The organism is Saccharopolyspora mangrovi, assembly GCF_035320975.1.
GTDB lineage: Bacteria > Actinomycetota > Actinomycetes > Mycobacteriales > Pseudonocardiaceae > Saccharopolyspora > Saccharopolyspora mangrovi.
The window spans coordinates 1-18,317 of record NZ_JAWLNX010000032.1 but is presented as its reverse complement, the minus strand read 5'-3'; the positions used below and the strand labels follow the sequence as shown (position 1 = coordinate 18,317).

The 18,317-nt window shown below is 66.5% G+C and carries 16 protein-coding genes and 1 pseudogene; 4 read left to right on the top strand and 13 right to left on the bottom strand.

What is annotated here, in order from left to right:
• The first annotated feature begins 47 nt into the window (after positions 1-47).
• Entirely contained in the window at positions 48-563 is a 516-nt protein-coding gene (locus tag R4I43_RS30445; protein ID WP_324269155.1) for an SDR family NAD(P)-dependent oxidoreductase, read from the top strand.
• A 30-nt stretch (positions 564-593) separates the two neighbouring features.
• Here R4I43_RS30445 and R4I43_RS30440 read toward each other — a convergent pair whose 3' ends face one another.
• From R4I43_RS30440 to R4I43_RS30425, 4 genes are read right to left on the bottom strand one after another with little or no spacing between them, the layout of a single operon-like run.
• Positions 594-1,481 (bottom strand): arginase family protein, encoded by an 888-nt coding sequence (locus R4I43_RS30440; protein ID WP_324269154.1) that lies wholly within the window; start codon positions 1,479-1,481, stop codon positions 594-596.
• A 36-nt stretch (positions 1,482-1,517) separates the two neighbouring features.
• Positions 1,518-3,296, bottom strand: a complete 1,779-nt coding sequence (locus tag R4I43_RS30435) for a glycoside hydrolase family 3 protein (RefSeq protein WP_324269153.1) — start codon at positions 3,294-3,296, stop codon at positions 1,518-1,520.
• Positions 3,293-3,649, bottom strand: a complete 357-nt coding sequence (locus tag R4I43_RS30430) for an EthD domain-containing protein (RefSeq protein ID WP_324269152.1) — start codon at positions 3,647-3,649, stop codon at positions 3,293-3,295. Before R4I43_RS30430 ends, R4I43_RS30435 begins: the two co-directional genes overlap by 4 nt.
• Positions 3,650-3,678: 29 nt before the next feature.
• The gene (locus R4I43_RS30425; protein WP_324269151.1) at positions 3,679-4,932 is read right to left on the bottom strand and encodes an MFS transporter; all 1,254 of its coding nucleotides are present in this window, start codon (positions 4,930-4,932) and stop codon (positions 3,679-3,681) included.
• A gap of 153 nt (positions 4,933-5,085) precedes the next feature.
• Between R4I43_RS30425 and R4I43_RS30420 the strand changes: the two genes are divergently transcribed.
• Positions 5,086-5,709, top strand: a complete 624-nt coding sequence (locus R4I43_RS30420) for a TetR/AcrR family transcriptional regulator (protein WP_324269150.1) — start codon at positions 5,086-5,088, stop codon at positions 5,707-5,709.
• Between the two features lie 150 nt (positions 5,710-5,859).
• Here the strand turns inward: R4I43_RS30420 and R4I43_RS30415 are convergent, their stop codons facing one another.
• The 5 genes and pseudogenes from R4I43_RS30415 to R4I43_RS30395 form a co-directional block, all read right to left on the bottom strand.
• On the bottom strand, positions 5,860-6,438 hold the full coding sequence (locus tag R4I43_RS30415) for an NAD(P)-dependent oxidoreductase (RefSeq protein WP_324269149.1): 579 nt from the start codon (positions 6,436-6,438) through the stop codon (positions 5,860-5,862).
• Between the two features lie 489 nt (positions 6,439-6,927).
• Positions 6,928-7,962 carry an arabinosyltransferase C-terminal domain-containing protein gene (locus R4I43_RS30410; RefSeq protein ID WP_324269218.1) on the bottom strand — a complete coding sequence of 345 codons (1,035 nt, stop codon included), beginning with the start codon at positions 7,960-7,962 and terminating at the stop codon, positions 6,928-6,930.
• 216 nt (positions 7,963-8,178) lie between these two features.
• A pseudogene (locus tag R4I43_RS30405) lies at positions 8,179-9,344 on the bottom strand (arabinosyltransferase domain-containing protein); the annotation flags it as partial.
• A gap of 32 nt (positions 9,345-9,376) precedes the next feature.
• Positions 9,377-10,048 (bottom strand): hypothetical protein, encoded by a 672-nt coding sequence (locus R4I43_RS30400; protein WP_324269148.1) that lies wholly within the window; start codon positions 10,046-10,048, stop codon positions 9,377-9,379.
• Positions 10,049-10,050: 2 nt separating this feature from the next.
• On the bottom strand, positions 10,051-11,277 hold the full coding sequence (locus R4I43_RS30395) for an MFS transporter (RefSeq protein ID WP_324269147.1): 1,227 nt from the start codon (positions 11,275-11,277) through the stop codon (positions 10,051-10,053).
• 224 nt (positions 11,278-11,501) lie between these two features.
• Here R4I43_RS30395 and R4I43_RS30390 point away from each other — a divergent pair, with 224 nt between their 5' ends.
• Entirely contained in the window at positions 11,502-12,098 is a 597-nt protein-coding gene (locus R4I43_RS30390) for a TetR/AcrR family transcriptional regulator (protein ID WP_324269146.1), read from the top strand.
• 114 nt (positions 12,099-12,212) lie between these two features.
• On the opposite strand, the gene R4I43_RS30385 is transcribed toward R4I43_RS30390, so the two are convergent.
• Together R4I43_RS30385 and R4I43_RS30380 are read right to left on the bottom strand one after the other, a co-directional pair.
• Positions 12,213-12,557 carry an MmcQ/YjbR family DNA-binding protein gene (locus R4I43_RS30385; RefSeq protein ID WP_324269145.1) on the bottom strand — a complete coding sequence of 115 codons (345 nt, stop codon included), beginning with the start codon at positions 12,555-12,557 and terminating at the stop codon, positions 12,213-12,215.
• A gap of 8 nt (positions 12,558-12,565) precedes the next feature.
• A complete protein-coding gene (locus R4I43_RS30380; protein WP_324269144.1) occupies positions 12,566-12,934 on the bottom strand; it encodes an MmcQ/YjbR family DNA-binding protein in 369 nt (122 codons plus the stop codon).
• Between the two features lie 128 nt (positions 12,935-13,062).
• On the opposite strand from R4I43_RS30380, the gene R4I43_RS30375 reads away from it, so the two are divergent.
• Positions 13,063-14,061, top strand: a complete 999-nt coding sequence (locus R4I43_RS30375) for a helix-turn-helix domain-containing protein (RefSeq protein ID WP_324269143.1) — start codon at positions 13,063-13,065, stop codon at positions 14,059-14,061.
• A 50-nt stretch (positions 14,062-14,111) separates the two neighbouring features.
• On the opposite strand, the gene R4I43_RS30370 is transcribed toward R4I43_RS30375, so the two are convergent.
• Together R4I43_RS30370 and scpA are read right to left on the bottom strand one after the other, a co-directional pair.
• Entirely contained in the window at positions 14,112-16,382 is a 2,271-nt protein-coding gene (locus R4I43_RS30370) for a molybdopterin-dependent oxidoreductase (RefSeq protein WP_324269142.1), read from the bottom strand.
• Between the two features lie 126 nt (positions 16,383-16,508).
• Positions 16,509-18,317: methylmalonyl-CoA mutase (gene scpA, locus R4I43_RS30365; RefSeq protein ID WP_324269141.1), on the bottom strand; the 1,809-nt coding region annotated here is incomplete at its 5' end.

Below are 18,317 nucleotides of genomic sequence, written 5' to 3'. Positions count from 1 at the left end.
CGCGGACTTCCGCTGAGAAATGTTGCGGGTCAACGACGGGAAGGAACATGACGGCGAGGACCAATGCGGCTGAAGGCCGATTGGCAAACAAGGTCTCGCTGATCACGGGGGCAGGGTCGGGCCTCGGGAGAGCCGCCGCCGTGCGCTTCGCCGCGGAGGGCTCGATGGTCGCGTGCGCGGACGTGGTCGAGGAGAACGCACAGCTCGCTGCGGAGGAAATCATCCGTGCCGGTGGTCAGGCGTTCGCGGTGAAGGTCGACGTCACCGCGGCTTTCGAGGTCGAGCGGATGACTGCGTTGACGATCGAGCGCTTCGGTCGGATAGACGTCGCGTTCGCCAACGCCGGCATCGCCGGTACCGGCAATGCGAAGGACCTCACGGAGCAGGATTGGGACCGAGTGATCGACATCGACCTCAAGGGTGTCTGGCTCACCTGCAAGTACGTTCTGCCTGAAGGTGACTCCTGTGACGGCGTTTTCGTGACGGCCGGGTCGGTCTGTTCGGGTGTCGAGCGGTTCCCGAACAGCCCCGACCCGCGGTACTGCAGCGTCGCGAGAGGGTAATGACGGCCCGCGTTGCTGCTCATCGACGGGTCACCCGAGCAGTGGGAAGCTCTTCAGGAGCTGCTGGAGTTGAATGACCTGTCGGGGGATGAACTCGGCGATAGTGGTACCCACTACTTCGGAGTTCGAGGTGATGTCAGCGGAGATGCGCTGCACCTCGGAACTGGTGAGTCCGCCAGGTTCGACGCCGAGCCCGAGGACGATCTCCTCGCTGTCGATGGCGTCGACGTCGAAGTGGATCGCCACTCGTGAGCATCCGGTGGCGGTGATCCAGTCGAGCAGTGGGCGGGTGGATTCGCGCAGCTGGTCCGGAACGAAGGTCTCGATACCCCATTCGGCCACGTTCGGGAAGTCGTCTTCGGTCCAGGAATGCAGGCCGACCAGGGCGATCTTGTCCGGCGAGATGGTGGCAGGCAACAGGTTCTGGACGTCGGGGTCGCCGTGGCCGGTCAGGGTAGCGACGGCCATGGCGTGGTAGCCCTTGTACTCGCTGTTGGGTGTGCCGATGTCGGGGTGGGCGTCGATCCAGACGATCGCGAGGTCGTCGCCGTAGCGGTGGGCGAGTTCGGCGAACGGAGCGATGCTCACGGAGCATTCGCCGCCGAGGGTGGTGATGCGTGCTGGGGCGTGTTCGCGGATGACCTCGAATGCGCCGGCGAGTTGGTCGAGGACGACTTGCTTGGCTTCGACGCCGTCGCGTTGTTCGAGCCCGTAATCGGACATGGTGACGGGTGCGGTGGCGGTGGGCCCGTGATGTGGTGGCAGGACCGCTTCGAGTACGGCTGTGCCGGTGGCGTAGCCGCGGCGGGCCACGTCGAAGGGGAACTCCGGGGCGAACGCCTCGACGCTCGAGGTCCCGGCACCTTGCCACTGTGGCCAGACGAGTCGCAGGTGCGTGTCGCGTTCGGAGTGGGGCATGGGTAGCTCTCCAGTCGTGTGATTTTTGCGGTCGGGCTAAGCGGTGGGGATTCGAAGGCCATGTCCGAAGGAGAATGTGGGCGCGTCGGTGTCGAAGGGAACGTCTGACCGGCTTTCCGCGACGGCCTCCATCGATGATGGGAGATCGAAGGGCAATGTGCCTTCCGGTCGGCGGTGTCCGAACAGGACGTCGAGCACTGCGCGGTCGGAGGCGCCGTAGTTCGCGATGACCGCCGCGGCTTCACCGAGCAGCTCGGGGATGACGGCGGGCCGGTCGAGGTAGATGTCGACGATCGTCGGGACCTGGCGGCACACGTTCAGGATGTCATCGCGTTCGTGCTGGGAGAATTCCAGGCTTCCTGCACGGAAGAACTGTTCGAACTTGCCGCTGCGCCTTTCGAACGGTGCTTTCACTCTCAGCAGCGCGAGGTCGGCGTCGGCCAGATCGTCGACGAGGTCGGCGTACTCGGACGCGGCGCCGTCGATCCCGGGTGCGTAGAGCCGGGGACGCCCGGGCACAGGAAGGACCGGCGAGTCGCCCCCATTGGTGAGCACGGTGATAGACCGGCACTGGGCGTCATAGCCGGCCTCGACGAATTCTCTGGCCGATACCACCGATTCGGCCTGGGAGGGGTCGACGAGGGGATCGTCGAACAGACCGAGGACGAACTTCTCCCGCAGCAGTCGTTGAGCGGATTCGTCGATCCGCGACATCGGGATGCGTCCGGATTCGACGAGCCGGACCACGAGTTCGGTGCAGTGCTCGCCACCGAATTGGTCGACACCGGCCAGCAGCGCACGTTCAAGGCGTTCCAGCGGCGTGCGGTCTTCCAATCCCCAGGCGCGTGCCGCGTGGCGCTCGCCCCACACGGTGCTGTCGTTGATGAGGCTCCAGTCGGCGCACACGATTCCGTCGAAGCCGCACTTCTCGCGGAGCAGCCCGGTGATGACGCCCTTGTTGAAGCCGAAGCCGACCTCTTCGTGGTCCGTCCCGACAGGCATCCCGTAGTAGGGCATGACCTGGGAAGTTCCGGCCTCGAAGGCGGCTTCGAAGGGCCGCAGGTGATGCTCGAAGTTGTTGCCGGGGTAGACCTGCTCGCGGCCGTAGGGGAAGTGCGCGTCCTCTCCGTCCTTCTGCGGACCGCCACCGGGGAAGTGCTTGGTCATGGTGGCCACGCTGGACGGGCCGAGTCGGTCGGTCTGGAAGCCTCTGATGTAGGCGGCGAGCATCCGGCAGGTCAGGCCGACGTCCTCCCCGAAGGTGCCGTTGATGCGCGCCCAGCGCGGTTCGGTGGCGAGGTCGACCTGGGGGTGCAGGGCCACCCGAATGCCGACGGCGAGGTATTCCTGGCGCGCGATGTCGGCGAACTCCCGGACGGTCCGCTCGTCGCCGATCGCGGCCAGGCCGAGGGGTTCGGGCCATTGCGAGAAGTAGCCGGCGGTGAAGCTCGTGCCCGGGTTGTCGGTGAAGGCGTGTCGCGGGTCGGTGGACAGCGTCACCGGGATTCCGAGGCGTGTCGCGGCGGCAGCCTCCTGCAACCGGTTGTGCCAGCGCGCCATCGTGGCGGGATCAGCGCTTCCCACCACGTTGAAGTGGGTGAGGTGATTCTGGCCGATCATCTCCAGCGTGGGTGGCAGTCGGTATTGGCTGCTGGCTCCGGCGAGGGCGCCGCCTTCGCCGATCTCGACCATCTGGTGGAACATCAGGCCCGCCTTTTCTTCGAGCGTCATGCGCTCCAGCAGGTCTGCAACGCGTTCCTCCACGGTCAAGGCGGGGTCGAGGTAGTCGGGTGCGCGCTCGTCGACGCTGGTCATTCGGTTGTCTCCTTGTGTTCGCTCATGAAGGTCCCGAGTTCGGTCAGGGGGAGTGTGAGCACCGACGGCCAGTCCATGAACCGTCCGGTGTCCTCGTCGAGCGCGATGCCCTCCGGTGACCGCCATGCCACGGCCGCGTCCTGTTCGCTGTTGAAGGTGTATTCGGAGTACGCGGCGTAGTCGCCAGCGTCGGCGCCCCGGAACCCGTCCTTGCGGATTCTGGTCTGGCGGTATGCCAGGAGTCCGGGGAGCTTCTGCGCCAGCGGGCGGTGAACGTCGCGGTAGTGGACGAAGAACTCGTCCTCGGTGATGCCCGGTTTCGGTCGGGTGAGAAACGCCAGCGTGTAGACCATGGGCCCTTCCTTTTTCGAACGCGACATGATCAGCGGGAACGGCGGATGAAGGCGATGGGAACGGCTCCGACGACGGCGAAGGCCGCGGCGAAGAGGTAGAGGGCGGTAAAGTTCTGGCCACCCAGCGTTGCGAAGAGCACGGCGGCAAACGCCGGGGCGACCGACTGGGGAAGCACGTTGGCGATGTTGAACACTCCGAGGTCCTTGCCCGCGTCGGATTGATCGGGCAGGAGTTCGGTGACGAGCGCGAGGTCGACGGCCATGTGGACGCCGATGCCGAGCCCCACGACGGCCACACCGATGTGGAACGTGCTCAGGTCGTAGGCGAAGGCGATCGCCGGGAACCCGACAGCGGCGAGCAGAGCCGCGACGACGATGAAGATCTTACGGCGACCCGTCCGGTCCGAGAGGTATCCGCCACCGGCCGAGCCGACGAGGATCCCGGCGACGAGCACCAGGGAGGCGAGTGACACGGCGTCGGCCACGGTGTAGTTGCTGAACCCGAAGCGGTTGATGAGCAGGAAGGACTGGTAGGTCAGCAGGGTCATCCACGCGAGGCAGATGAAGAACCTGCTCAACCAGGCCCATGCGAAGTCGGGGTTCTTGACCGGGTTGACCCAGAACGTCATCAGGAAATCGCGGACACCGATCGGCTCGCGGGTACCGGTGTTGGCGGGCTCGCGCAGCACGGGAGCGAACGCGCACACCAGGACCAGCCCGATGAGGGCAGGAGCGAGGAACATCAACAGTGTGCTCGAGGCGAAGAAGCCTGCCACGTAGGCGGAGCCAGCCAAAGCGGCGTAGTTGCAGACACCGGTGACGCCCGCGACGCGGCCTCGCTGCTGCGGCGGAACGTAATCGGCGAGCACGGCCATCAAGGCCGCCATCGCGGCGTTGTAGGCGAGCTGCGCCGCGCACCAGGCGGCCATGATCGCCGGTACCGATTCGGCTATCCCGACGAGCCCGACCGCGGCGGTCCCGGCCAGCATGCCCCCGACGAAGTAGGGACGGCGCCTGCCGAACCGGGAGCGAGACCGGTCTGAAAGGCGTCCGAAGAGCGGATTGCCGAGCAGGGCGAACACGGCGCCTGCTGCGGTTACCGTCCCGTAGACGGTCACGGCGTCGTCCGGCCGGACTTCTCGGATCCGGATCGAGATCGTCACGAGCGCGGGTGCGTACACGGCCAGCCAGAGGCCGAGGTTCGCGATGGCGAGCATGACGACTAATCCGGTGGTCCTGGCTCTGGAGGGCACCGGCGATGCCAGCACGGTGTTTGAGGCCATTGGTTCTCCTTCAACGGCTACCGCATCCATGCGCGGAAGGTGCGAGCAACCGTAACCCGAACACCGACCAAATGGTAGGGATTCGCGTTGTAAACGTCTCGTGACGGACTGTGCACCTCCGGTGCCGCGGTGCGTCGGGCCTATGCTGGGACGGTGACGAGTGAGCAGGAGGCGACGACCGGACGCGGCCCGTACGCGCAGGGCGTCGCCGCGCAACAGCGGATCTTGCGAGAAGCGGCGGAGCTGTTTGGACGGCACGGCTTCCGGGGCGCCTCGCTCGATGAGATCGCGAAGCGGTCCGGGATCACCAAGCAGGGTCTGCTGCACCACTTTCCGAACAAGAAGTCGCTGCTGATCTCGGTGCTGAAGTATCGGGACGAAGCCGACCTCGCGAGCTGGCCGGGCACACCCGACTCGCTGGTCGGCAGCGCCGTGCTCGATGCTTGGGACCGCACGGTCGAGCGCAATGCCGAGCAGGCCGGCCTGGTGCGGTTGTCGCACGTGCTCTGCGCGGAGTCTGCGGGGGAGGATCACCCGGCCCGCGAGTTCTTCCTCGATCACTTCAAACTGGGGTACGACTCGCTCGTCGGCGCGTTCGAGGCCGGCGTGGAGGCCGGTGAGCTTCGACCGGACTTCGACTACGGAATCATCGCCCGACAGGTGATCGCCATGCTCGAGGGGCTGGAGAACCAGTGGCTCGTTGACCCCGCCAACGTCGACATCGTCGCACTCTTCCACGCCTACACCGCACAGCTGCGAACAATCATCTCGGCCTGATGCGGCGATGCTCGGCATGCCAGCGATGCGGTGAACCGCAGTAATGAAAACCAGGCCAGCGCGGCGACCGGACGGAGTGTGGCGATGGCCACTAGCAGTGCGGGTCGGGCCGATAGCGTGGCCTGGTGCTGATCGCAGCAGGGGTGATCGTCAGTGCGCGACGGTGAATAGCCGTTGGTTGTGCTGCGGGCGTTCGACCTCGTCGATCACTGCCACGGCGAAGTCTTCGGTGGAGATCGAGCTGTTGCCGGATTCGTCGGTAACAAGGCTGTCGAGCGCGCTGCGGTAGGCGCCGGTGCGTTTTCCTGGGGCGATGTGGGCGGCGGGACTGATGTTCGTCCAGTCCACGTCGGTGACCGTGCGGTAGTAGTCGAGGGCGTCGCCGTGGGCATGCATGATCTGCAACAGGTTCTCCGGTAGGTCGGGTGCGTCCCAGACCTGCTGGCCCTGTGTGGTCTTAAGTGAGCCGGCTCCACCGACGGAGATCAGCCGGGGCGCCTTGTCACCGAGGGCTCGCATCGCCTCGACGAGTGCGATCGCGGAGGGCTTGATCGTTGCCTGGTGCGCGGCGCCGTTACCGCCTCCCACGGCACTGATGACTACGTCGTGCTCCTCGGCGACCTTGGTTACTGACATTGTTTCCAGGACATTGCCAGTCGTGATGGCTTCCTTTCCTGGAACATCTCGATCGTGTTCCGGAAGATTGACGGCGAGTGGAAGATCGTCCATGGCAACTGGGCGCAACGCCGGACGCGGTGATGAGCTTGCCAGTGCCCGGCCGTTACCCCTCGATGCTTGATGCCGGGGGCTCAGAGCGGCACCGGATATGTGTCCTGTGCGATTGCAACGGCTTGGCACCGAACCGCAGCAGCCTAATCCGGCAGGGTGTCCAAGTTGTGGCGTGGACATCGTTAAGCCAATCACGCACCGCGCATCACCCGTCAGCTTCGTGACCATTGCCATAGGTCAATAGTCCAATGTGGAGTCATGTATAGTCCGCATTGTTTTCGCGCCGAGTTTCATGTGTTGCACGGCGTACAAGGGTGACGCGTGTCGTTGGGCAGGACACGGCTGGATGGCACGCGCTGCCCTGGGACGCGTGCCATCCAGCCGTGGGAGTTGGTTGCTGGTTCGTGTCGCGGTGTTAGCTTGCGATCCATCTTCTATCGACGTGGATGATCTCGCCGTAGCTGTAGGCAGCGCCAGGGCTGGCCAGGATTACTCACCGGCTGGGTCCGGGTGAAGGTCGGCTCTGTTGTTGGAGTTGGCGACGTCCCCGGGGAGTTGGACGGGTTTGGGTAGCGGGCCCGGGCGCCACCATCCCCAGTGAACCTCGCCGTGCACCTGCATCGCGGCAGCTGCCGGTAGGGCTTGTGGTTCGTAGGGGTGCACGGCGTACAGCGATCCCCAATCGCGGTTGATGTCGTTGGCCAGGTAGGTCGGCAGCTCGACCATGCTCGTGGCCACGTTGAGGTAGCCGAAGGGTCCTCCGCTGTCCGGTGAGGACCAGCCTTGGCCGATGTCTCGGACTTCGCCGCCTCCTGAAACGCGGAAGCGCGGTAGCTCGGCGATGCCGTGGTGGATGCTGGTGATTTGCAGGCAGGGGTGGGCCAGTGCGGCGGTCCATTCCACGAACGTTGGTGCTTCACCGACGAAATCGGTCATGCGGGTCAGGTGCGGAGCGCGTGGTGCGCTGACTGCCAGCCAGCCGTCCTTGCCGAGCGTGCGGTCGTGCGCGGTGATTCGCACCTTGGTCGCGCCGCGCGCTGAGCCGTCGATGCTGATCCGGTGATCGCGCCAGCTCGGGTCGGGTCCCTGCGCCACGCGGGCCCGGTGCACGACCTCGAATCCCTGCGGGGTGTCCCGGCCGAACTCGACCACCAACGAGTTGGGTGCGGTGGTGGTGCCGGCCGCGCTGACCACGAGGGGAGTCTCGCCTGCAGTGGCCGATCGTGGGAGGTCGTACCAGGGAGTTCGGAGCTCGGCGACGCCGGCGGGCGCGCCGTGGCTGCCCCACACGGGTGCGCGGTCGGAACCGAATCGGTGTGGTGGTGTCCAGTTCGGCGTACCGGAGGCGTTGGTGGTCGAGGGCAAGCCGTCCCGGCGGAATCCCGAGTTCGTATCCCCGTTGATATCTGTCGGCTGGTGTGCGGAGATCGTGAGGACTGCTGCGAGTGGATCGCGTTCGACGTCGATGTAGTCGGAGAGTCCGCGGCTGCGGCCGAAGAGCTGCCGCACGTTGTCGGTGGCCATGTTGTAGGTGTGCCACCGTTCGGGCATGACCTTTGCCAGCGACGCGAGCTCGGCGAGCATCAGCAGTGCGCACACGAGCGACAGCGGCGCGGTCCCGAGGCGGAGTGCCCGGGATCGGTCGGACTCGGCGGGGTTGGGTGTGCGGGCGGGGTCGAAACGCAGGTGTTCGATCAGTGCGACCACGGCCGCCCCTGCTGCGATCAGTAGTGCGATCCTGCTGGCGGCGTAGCCCTTGATCGAGGGTGGTTTGTCGAACCACGGCACGCCCCAACCGGAGACGTACCACCAGGAGTTGTTGCCGGTGAAGCAGAAGGCGAGCACGACCATCAGGCCTGCGAAGAACCCGGCGCGGTTGCGCCGTGATCGCAGGACCGTCCCACCGGTGGCCAGCGCGGCCAGGGCCGCGACGGCGCCACCGACGGCCGCGAGCACACCGAAGTGGTGGGTGTGCTTGGTCGGGGTGAGCGCGAGCGCCACGAAGTACAGCCCCGTGACGGCGAGCAGCCGTCGGCTCGGCCTGAGCGCGGCGCCGCGAATACGCCCTCTCCGCAGGAGCACGACCGCACACGTGGCCGCGCACAGCATGATCAACAGTACCGCGAACGGCGCGTGAGGGAGCCATCGGCGGTCTGCCCGAACAACAACGTGTAGCGGCTCAGCTCCTGGTACCAGCTCTGCGACGGGCCGATGTCAGTGCGCACAGCGGTGGCATCGGCGACGGAACCCCAAGTCTGGTCGCCGAAGGCCGCGGCAAGCACCACAAGACCGGTTGCCGCGATGGGGGCCAGTATCGCAGACCACCCGGACTGCTCGGCCCGTCGGCGCACCAGCTGCAGCAGCGGTTTCGCACCGGCCAGGAACGGAAGAGCCGCCACCATCCCGTGCGGGTTGACCGCCACCGAGAACGCGGCCACGATCAACCCCAGGGCCAGCGGGGTGAGGCGGCGGGTTGCAATGGCGTTCTCGGCCGCACATAGGGCCAGCAATGTCGGCACCACCACGATGGGCTCTGGGCGCAGCCCGTTGTCGTAGGGCAACCAGCAGGCGAGGAACACCGCCGCGGCAGCCCACCCGGCGGCGCCGCTGCGCCGCACCTGGCCTCCGAGGCGTGGGAGCACGCCCCGGCTGATGAGCGCCCAGCTGGCCATGCCCATCGCCAGAGCTGGCAGCCGCACCCACGGCGTGGCGGTCGAGATCGATACCCACCACGCCTGGATCTCCACGAACCAGCCCATCGGGGCGCCGGTGCCGGAGAACCACCGGTAGAAGTCGTTGACGTAGCCGAGGTCGTCGCGCGTGCGGGCCATGGTCAGGAAGTGGCCGTCGTCGGCGGTCATCGCGCCGATCAGCCACCACGCCACCAGGGCTGCGGTGACGACCACGTCCCGAGCGGTGGGTCGCCACCGCGCGCGGGTCAGTGCCCGGGGACGGTGGGCCGCGGTGACGTCATGCGGCGGAGGGCGATTAGGGACCCGGCGCAGCCCAGCAGCGCGAGTGCGATGACACCGACCTTGAGCCCGGTGGGGCTGGTGTCGTAGCGGTTGTCGACCTCGGCGGTGAACGCAACTCCCCGCACGTCGTCGACTGCGGAGTCCAGCTGTGAGTAGATGCCGGTCAGCTGCGGGCGGGAGTCGCCCGTGACCTCAGCGATCCGCTCGTTGCCGACGACGGCGCTGGTCTCGTTGCCGTCTGAGCGCACGGCGATCGTGCAGGCGCCCGGGGGCAGGTTGCCCGCGCCGAGCTGCTGACCGCGCACGATCAGGCGCAGCTGCCCATCGTGCACGTCCAGTCGGAGGCCGGTCAGATCGCCGTAGGGTGATTCCGGAGGGTTGGTGCTCAGCAGCGCGGCCGGGCCTGCGCTGCGGGCGTCGAGTCCGCGCGCGGTCGCGCACGGAACACGGAGGTCGAGGCTCAGCGGTGAATAGGCGACCAGGGGAGCCGATACCGCACGGGTGCCCTGCGCGGTAGGCCATTCCAGCGTCGTGCTCTGGTGCTCGACCGGCATGAAGGGGACGGCCAGCGCGGCCACCGAGCCCAGGAGCCCGAACAGGATCGCCCACCCGCGGGCGCTTCTGAACAACCGCACGGTCAGTTTCCCAGACGAGGTCGCACGGCGGAGGAAGTCGCGGCAGCGCAGCAGGCGAGCGCGACCACGACGATCATCGCCCGCTGCAGGCCGAAGTGGTCCCCGAGGAAGCCCAGCAACGGCGGCCCCACCAAGAAAGCGATGTAACCCGCGGTCGCCACCGCGCTGACGCGCCTGGCGGCGTCACCGCCACCGTCACCGGCGGCAGAGATCGCCAGCGGGAAACCGAGGGAACCGCCCAGTCCCCACAGCACCACGCCGGCGACCGCGATGCCGGGATGGGAAGTCGAGATCACCAGCACGATGCCCAGCGCGGTGCACAGCGCGCTAGTGCGCACAACTGGGGAGCGCCCGAAACGGGAAACGAACCTGCCACCCAGGAAGCGTCCTGCGGTCATGGACGCGGCGAAGACGGTGAAGATCAGCGACCCGGCAGTGGGCGAGTAACCGTGTGCGTCGACGACCAGCAGTGCGAGCCAGTCGTTGGCCGCGCCTTCGGCGAGCGCCATGCCCAGCACGACGCACCCGATGAGAACGATCCGACGCTCGGGCCACACCGCGAGCTGCCGACGCGTCGCGTCCCCGAAACCGCGCCTCGGCCCGCCGCGTTCGACACCGAGGCCACCGGGGATCGATGGCAGGACCAGCACCGTCGCGATACTCGCGGCCACGGCGACCCCCAACAGGTTCCACACGACTCCAACACCGACGTGGGTGAAGGTCAGCCCGAGCAGCGAACCGACGACCGTTCCGGCGCTATAGGTGCCATGCAGCAACGGCAGTAGCGGTCGGTCTTCGACGCGCTCGACGTCGGCCCCATCGACGTTGATCGCGATCTCCGAACACCCCATGCCGAGGCCGAACAGCAGGAGACCGGCGAACGCCGACCACGTCGAACCGATCGCGGTGGCCACTCCGAGGACGGAGATCCCGGCGATGACGAGCGCGGTGCTCATGGCGATCACGCTCTTGGTGCCGAACCGGCGCACGAGCAGTCCGGACGCGAGAATCCCGGTCATCGAGCCGATGGAGAGCCCGAACAGCACGAGCCCCATGCGCCCGGTGGAGGCTGACAGAGCATCGCGAATTGCGGGTGTGCGCACGACCCAGGAGGCCAACGAGGCTCCGAGCAGAAAGAAGATCACTTGCAAGGCTCGTCGACGCCCATTGGTGCCGCTTCGGTCGAGGATCGGAGAGGTGGCGTGAGTGGTTCCGGGGTGTGCAGGCATGGCTTCCGTCGTTGCTTAGCGGTGGAACGTGTGATGTGTACGAGCGTACATTTGATGAGTACGATCGTACTCATCGGGGGTTGTGCTGGCAGATCACACCGGGTAAGCACCGCTGTGCCCGGCAGGGGGAGAGGTGCTGCCAGGTAGAGTGTGTGGGCTTGATCAGAGTTCGTCGGCCAAGTTGCGGGTCGCGCTGGTCCGCCGGGGCGTGACAGGACGCCGCGATGGAGGTGGTGGAGGACATGTCGGGGAGCCGTCGCTTCGACCCTGAGCGGCGGACGCGAATCATCGATGCGGCGCTGGAGCTCATCGCGGAGGAGGGCGTGTCCGGAACGTCGCATCGCAAGGTCGCAGCGCGCGCCGATGTGCCGCTGGGGTCGATGACCTACCACTTCGCCAGCATGGACGAGCTGCTGCGAGAGGCGTTCAGTCGCTTCACGTACGCGGTCATCGCCAAGATCGAACGACGACTCGCTGCGGCGCGTGACCTCGAGGAAGCCCGCGAGGCGGTGGCCGACATCGTTCACGAAGACTTGTTCGCCACCGATCACGACCTGGTACTCACCCACGAGCTGTACGCCCTCGCCGCCCGCGAACCGGCCTACCGGGAACTGATCACCGAGTGGATGCAGCGCAGCCAAGAGGCTCTGGCGCGCCACTTCACTTCGGAAACGGCCCGCGAACTCGATGCCCTCATCGAGGGGCTCACGATCCACCGCGCCCTCGGAGCCGGTGAGCACGACCGCCAATTGACCCTCGATGCCATCCGCCGTCTCACGTCCGCACAAGAAGAGGTAGCACCGCGTCCAGGGCTGGCCTGACCATGCGCTTCGGTGTCACTGTGGATGGCTGAAAGGCTTGCTGGTGCTGATCCACTGCGTTTCCTGCGGACCGGCGGCTTCATCGGATGACGAGCCGCCGGGCGGCCTAGCGTCTTAATGTGGAGCTAAGGTGCAGCGGCGTTCCTGCCGCGGGGGTGCGCCGGCCGTCGCCCGAAGCACGGGCGATTGTGCGATGGGCGACGAGGAACTCCACTCGAGCTCGACCGCAGGCCACGAGCCGCTCGAACGGTGCCTTCCGTTCGGCAGTCGACCGTACTCCGGTTCGGCCTTGACGGTGATGATGAGCTCGTCCAAGTCGTCGGTGATGATCAGGAAGACCTTGCCTGCCATCTTGTAGACGTCCAGCTGTTCGGTGAACGGGCGCCCGTGGGTGACCGCCGGCAGTGCACGGGCCGCTTCACGCGCGGTGTCCTGGAGCTGCTCGCCGGTCGTGGTCATGACGCAGGTCAGGAGCCGTGGCCGTAGGTGTGCGGGTCGATGGGCTGCCGGTACTTCGGGAGTCCGGCGACCACGAGGCGGTAGGACCCGGTCACCAGCTCCCTGACCAGCTGTTCTTCGAGGGCGTCTGCGCTGTCCATGGTGATCCAGTGCTTCTTGTTCATGTGGTAGCCGGGGGTGATGTTCTCGTACTGCTCGCGAAGGGCGAATGCTTCTTCGGGGTCCGATTTGAGGATCACGACGGGACGCCTGGGGACCTCGGTCATGAGCATGAAGACCTTGCCGCGCACCTTGAAGACGTCCCAGTCATCACCGAAGGGATGCTCCAGGCCGGCCCCGGGCAGCTCGTCGGCGCAGTCGGCCGCGGTCTTCAGCAAGGTCTCTCCGTCCAAGGTCCTCAACTCCCTCCTGCCCTGGCCATTGACGGCATCTTCCGACGGGTTGTCCGGTCTGCCCTCCCATTGTTTCCCGACGTCAGGCGCCCCAACCAGTAAACTGCGGACACATGATGGTCACCAGGCGACAGACCTTGAGATCGAAGCAGCGTTCTTCCAGGCCGGACGGTTTCGTCGCCCGTGCTGATGCGGCCTCCGTCCCGCTGTACAGCTTCCAGCCACCGGTCGGGACTCCGTACGGCCTGGAAGTGACCACGATCGAGGATTTCTACGCCCACCACGACGACTGGCCGTGGAATCCCGCCCGTCCGGGACGGGCGACCTTCCACTACCTGATCCTGGTCACCGAAGGTGCGCTGCGGCACGAGGTCGATCACATCACTCACCGCGTCGCTCCAGGTCAGTGGCTGTGGGTGCGGGCAGGCCACGTGCAGTGCTGGCACGAGCCAAGCGCCGCACGAGGGCCCTTCATCCTGTTCGAGCCGGAGGTGGTCCGGCCCGATACGGCCCGCTTGTTGACCTCCCTCACCTCGCCCGGCGCCCCTGCCGTCCTGGTACCGCATGGTGACGATGTCCCGTGGCTGGAGCAGACGGCGTTCCAGCTTCTCGACGAACACCGGGCGCTGGGACGTCGTTCACTCGCGGCGCACCACGCCTTGCGTTGCAGCCTCCTGGAGGCCTTGCTGCTGCGTCTCGCTCACTCGCCAGGCGTCCCGAAGTCTCCGGCTGACACTGGAAGCGGTTCCAGCAGCACCCCAGGCACTGCAACCAAGAGCGCCCTCGATCGGCATCACACCTACGCGCGATTCCGGGATGCCGTGGAGCTCCACTTCCGCGAGCTTCATCGAGTCGACGACTACGCGGCGATGCTCGGCTGCTCGGCCCGCACGCTCAGCCGCGCCGCCCGGACGGCGACCGGAACGGGAGCGCGGGAGGTCATCAATGAGCGGCGACTGCGCGAAGCGCGCCGTCTCCTCAGCCACTCCGGGTGGAGCCCCCAGGCGATCGCCGCTCACCTCGGCTTCACCGATACCGCCAACTTCGGCCGCTTCTTCCGCCACCGCACCGGACTCACCCCCGCCGACTACACGGCTCGGGGTTGCTCCTAGTGCTCCTGCCATGCGGCGGGGTCGGGGCAGCCAGGTAGGACAGCAAGGGCTCAGGTGCGGTTGTCGATGAGCTTCGGTGGCTTGTCCACGGTGATGGGTGGATGTGCTCGTTCCCATAGTTCGACTTCTACGAGGGCGTGCTGGGCGGTCGTTCCTTGGGAGAGGCTCGAGGAGGGCCTGTCTGCGGTCAGCACGTTCGGATTGCCGTGGCGGCAGAAGGAGGGGTCCGACGGGTCGGGGTCGTACCAGGCTCCTGTCGAAATCTGCACGACCCCAGGGCGGATGGCATCGGTGATGATGAGCCCGGCCAAGCACGATCCTCGATCGTTTCGGATTCGTACGACGTCGCCGTTCCGCAGTTCGCGAGCGGCCGCGTCGACGGGGTTCATCCGGGCCGGTTCACGTCCGTGGAGTTTGCCTTGCTTGCTCGTGGCGCCGACGTCGAGTTGGCTGTGCAGTCGCGTCTTGGGCTGGTTCGAGATCAGGTGCAACGGATACGGCTGATCGCGCCATTCGCGTGGTTCGAGCCAAACGGGGTGACCAGGACAATCCTCGTAGCCGAAGGAGTCAATCTTCTCCGAGTAGATCTCGATCCGACCCGATGGCGTCCGTAGACGGTGGTTCACGGGGTCGTTCCGGTAATCCGCATGAAGGACCTGTCCGGGATCCAGCACGGGAATCTCGATGTGGTCGCTGTTCCAGAAGTCCTCGAAATTCGGAACGGTATGGCCCCTCGACGCCAGCCGCTCCCGCCACTCGCTGTACAGGTGCTCGAGCCACTGCTTGACCGTCCTGCCCTCGGTGAACGCTTGATTCAACTCGAGTCGTTCTTCGAGCGCCCCGAAGATGGCGTAGTCGTCGCGCGCCTCGCCGGCAGGTTCGGTGAGTGCCGGCATCGGGAAGAACAACGGATCGTTGCGACCGGCTCCGAAATCGTCCCGCTCGATCGTCATCGTGGCCGGCAGCACGATATCGGCGTTGCGAGCTGTGCTCGTCCAGAACTGCTCGTGGACGACGATCGTCGAGGGGCGCTGGAAGGCGCGGCGGAGCCTCGCGAGATCTTGGTGATGGTGGAACGGGTTACCTCCGACCCAGTAGACCAGGTCCACTTGCGGGAAGGTGAGCTCTCGTCCGTTGAACGGGATGACGTCGCCTGGGTGGAGAAGCATGTCCGCGATCCGCGCGACCGGGATGTAGGACTTCTCCGGGTTCGTTCCCTGCGGAAACCGCGGCGGGCTCGTGACTCTCTTAGCGAGCCCCACGTCCGCGGACGAACCGTACCCGTGTTGGAACCCGCCGCCCGGCAGACCGATCTGGCCCAGCATCGCGGCAAGGGTGACGCCGAGCCACACGGGTTGCTCGCCGTGATCTTGTCTCTGCATCGACCAACTGACGTTGATCATCGTGCGGGACCCGGCCATCCTGCGGGCAAGAGCGACGATCGTGTCGGTGGAGATCTCGGTGATCTCGGATGCCCACTCAGGAGATTTGGGCTGACCGTCGCTGCTGCCGCGGACATAGGCGATGAAGCGGTCGTAGCCAACCGTGTGCGTCTCGAGGAAATCGAGGTCAGCGAGTCCCTCGGCGTCCAGGACGTAGGCGATCGCCAGCATCAGGGCCGCATCTGAGCCAGGCCGTGGCGCGATCCATTCCGTGCCCGACTCCGCGAACGCGTCGTCGCGGATCGGCGTGATGTCGACGAAGTGGCAGCCTGCCTCCCGCGCGCGCTCGACTTCCGAGCGAGTGGAATGTCGGGCGATGCCTCCGGGCCCGACGGCGGAGTTCTTCTCGGACAGCCCGCCGAAGGAGATGAACAGCTCGGTGTGCTCACGGATGACACTCCAGGTCGTAGCGTCCGCCATGATCTCGGTGACCGAACCGATCACGTGGGGGAGGAGCGCCCCGGACGTGCCGTAGCTGTAGTCACCGACGGCGGAGACATAACCGCCCAGGCAGTTCAGGAATCGATGGAGCTGGCTTTGTCCGTGGTGGAACCGCCCGGCGCTTGACCATCCGTAGGAGCCGCCGTACACGCCAGACGAGCCGTGCGTGTCGTAGACGCGCCGGAGCTCGGCGCTCAAGAGATCGAGTGCTTCGTCCCAGCTGACCTCGACGAACGGCTCATCGCCTCGCCCGCTGCCGCCTGGGCCTCGTTGGAGCCATCCCTGCCGGATGGCCGGGAGCTTGATGCGGGCGGGATGGTGCTGGCTGCTCGCGACGTTGTGGATGATCTGGCGCGGGTCGGGATCTCCGTGCCACCCGGTCACAGCGCTGAGCGATTTCCCGTCGGACTTGGCCTCGAGGACGCCGAAGTGCGTCAAGTGGGAAGACCTCATCGTTCGTGGTGCTCCTTGCTGGTGTGAGCTCCAATGTTTACATCCGAGCCTGCTCGCGGAAGTCGGGTCCTGGACGAAACATGGTGGAGATTCCCCGGAGCCTCGGTGGCATCAGTGTTCGAGGCGGGTTCGGAGTTCGTCGAGGAGTCCGGAGGCGGCGTCGGCGATGACGGTGCCGGGGGGGAAGATCGCCGAGGCTCCGGCTTGGCGGAGTGCGTCGAAGTCGGAAGGTGGGATGACGCCGCCGACGACGATCATGATGTCCTCGCGGCCGATGGCGGCCAGTTCCTCGCGCAGCGCGGGCACGAGGGTGAGGTGTCCGGCGGCGAGGCTGGAGACGCCGATGATGTGCACGTCGGCTTCGGCGGCTTGGCGGGCGACTTCGGTGGGGGTTTGGAACAGCGGGCCCACGTCGACGTCGAAGCCGAGGTCGGCGAAGGCGGTGGCGATGACCTTCTGGCCGCGGTCGTGGCCGTCCTGGCCCATCTTGGCGACCAGGATGCGGGGTCGGCGGCCTTCGGTCTCGGCGAAGGCCTCGACCTGCTGGCGGGCGGTGTCGAGCTGTTCGGACGGGCCGGATTCTTCCCGGTACACGCCGGAGATCGTACGGATCTGGCCGGAGTGGCGGCCGAAGACCTTCTCCAGCGCGTCGGAGATCTCGCCGACGGTGGCCTTGGCGCGGGCGGCGTCGACGGCCAGGGCGAGCAGGTTGTGGGCGAGGTCGTTGGGGCGCTCGTCGGACAGCGAGGCCTCGGCGGCGGCGGTGAGCCGCCGCAGGGCGTCCTCGCACGCCTGGGTGTCGCGTTCGGCGCGCAGCCGCTGGAGTTTGTCGAGTTGCTGGTTGCGGACGTCGGCGTTGTCGACCTTGAGGACCTCGATCTGCTCGTCGCCGTCGTAGCGGTACTTGTTGACGCCGATGAGGGGCTGGCGGTTGGAGTCGATGCGGGCTTGGGTGCGGGCGGCGGCTTCTTCGATGCGCAGCTTGGGGATGCCGGCGTCGATGGCCTGGGCCATGCCGCCGGCGTCTTCGACCTCGGTGATGTGGGCCCAGGCGCGTTCGGCGAGGTCCTGGGTGAGTTTTTCGAGGTAGTAGCTGCCGCCCCAGGGGTCGATGACGCGGGTGGTGCCGGATTCTTGCTGCAGCACCAGCTGGGTGTTGCGGGCGATGCGCGCGGAGAAGTCCGTCGGCAGCGCCAGTGCTTCGTCGAGGGCGTTGGTGTGCAGGGACTGGGTGTGTCCCTGGGTGGCGGCCATCGCTTCCACGCAGGTGCGGGCGACGTTGTTGTAGACGTCTTGTGCGGTCAGCGACCAGCCGGAGGTCTGCGAGTGGGTGCGCAGCGACAGCGATTTCGGGTTGGCCGGGTCGAACTGCTTGACCAGCTTCGACCACAGCAGCCGCGCGGCGCGGAGTTTGGCGACCTCCATGGCGAAGTTCATGCCGATGCCCCAGAAGAACGACAGCCGGGGCGCGAAGGAGTCGATGTCCAAACCGGCCTGCTTGCCCGCGCGGAGGTATTCGACGCCGTCGGCCAGCGTGTAGGCGAGTTCGAGGTCGGCGGTGGCTCCGGCTTCCTGGATGTGGTAGCCGGAGATGGAGATGGAGTTGAACTTCGGCATCTTCTGCGACGTGTAGGCGAAGATGTCGGAGATGATCCGCATGGAGGGCTGCGGGGGGTAGATGTAGGTGTTGCGGACCATGAACTCCTTGAGGATGTCGTTCTGGATGGTCCCCGCGAGTTGTTCGGGTGCGACACCTTGTTCTTCGGCGGCGACGATGAACAGCGCCATGATGGGCAGCACCGCGCCGTTCATGGTCATCGACACGCTCATCCGATCCAGCGGGATGCCGTCGAAGAGCTGCCGCATGTCCAGGATCGAGTCGATCGCCACGCCCGCCATGCCGACGTCCCCGCCGACGCG

Excerpts from the sequence above, each read along its gene's own strand:
- R4I43_RS30445 (WP_324269155.1), top strand. The coding sequence starts at position 48 with ATGACGGCGAGGACCAATGCGGCTGAAGGCCGATTGGCAAACAAGGTC.
- R4I43_RS30440 (WP_324269154.1), bottom strand. The coding sequence starts at position 1,481 with ATGCCCCACTCCGAACGCGACACGCACCTGCGACTCGTCTGGCCACAG.
- R4I43_RS30435 (WP_324269153.1), bottom strand. The coding sequence starts at position 3,296 with ATGACCAGCGTCGACGAGCGCGCACCCGACTACCTCGACCCCGCCTTG.
- R4I43_RS30430 (WP_324269152.1), bottom strand. The coding sequence starts at position 3,649 with ATGGTCTACACGCTGGCGTTTCTCACCCGACCGAAACCGGGCATCACC.
- R4I43_RS30425 (WP_324269151.1), bottom strand. The coding sequence starts at position 4,932 with ATGGCCTCAAACACCGTGCTGGCATCGCCGGTGCCCTCCAGAGCCAGG.
- R4I43_RS30415 (WP_324269149.1), bottom strand. The coding sequence starts at position 6,438 with ATGGACGATCTTCCACTCGCCGTCAATCTTCCGGAACACGATCGAGAT.
- R4I43_RS30410 (WP_324269218.1), bottom strand. The coding sequence starts at position 7,962 with ATGGCCACCGACAACGTGCGGCAGCTCTTCGGCCGCAGCCGCGGACTC.
- R4I43_RS30395 (WP_324269147.1), bottom strand. The coding sequence starts at position 11,277 with ATGCCTGCACACCCCGGAACCACTCACGCCACCTCTCCGATCCTCGAC.
- R4I43_RS30390 (WP_324269146.1), top strand. The coding sequence starts at position 11,502 with ATGGAGGTGGTGGAGGACATGTCGGGGAGCCGTCGCTTCGACCCTGAG.
- R4I43_RS30385 (WP_324269145.1), bottom strand. The coding sequence starts at position 12,557 with ATGACCACGACCGGCGAGCAGCTCCAGGACACCGCGCGTGAAGCGGCC.
- R4I43_RS30375 (WP_324269143.1), top strand. The coding sequence starts at position 13,063 with ATGATGGTCACCAGGCGACAGACCTTGAGATCGAAGCAGCGTTCTTCC.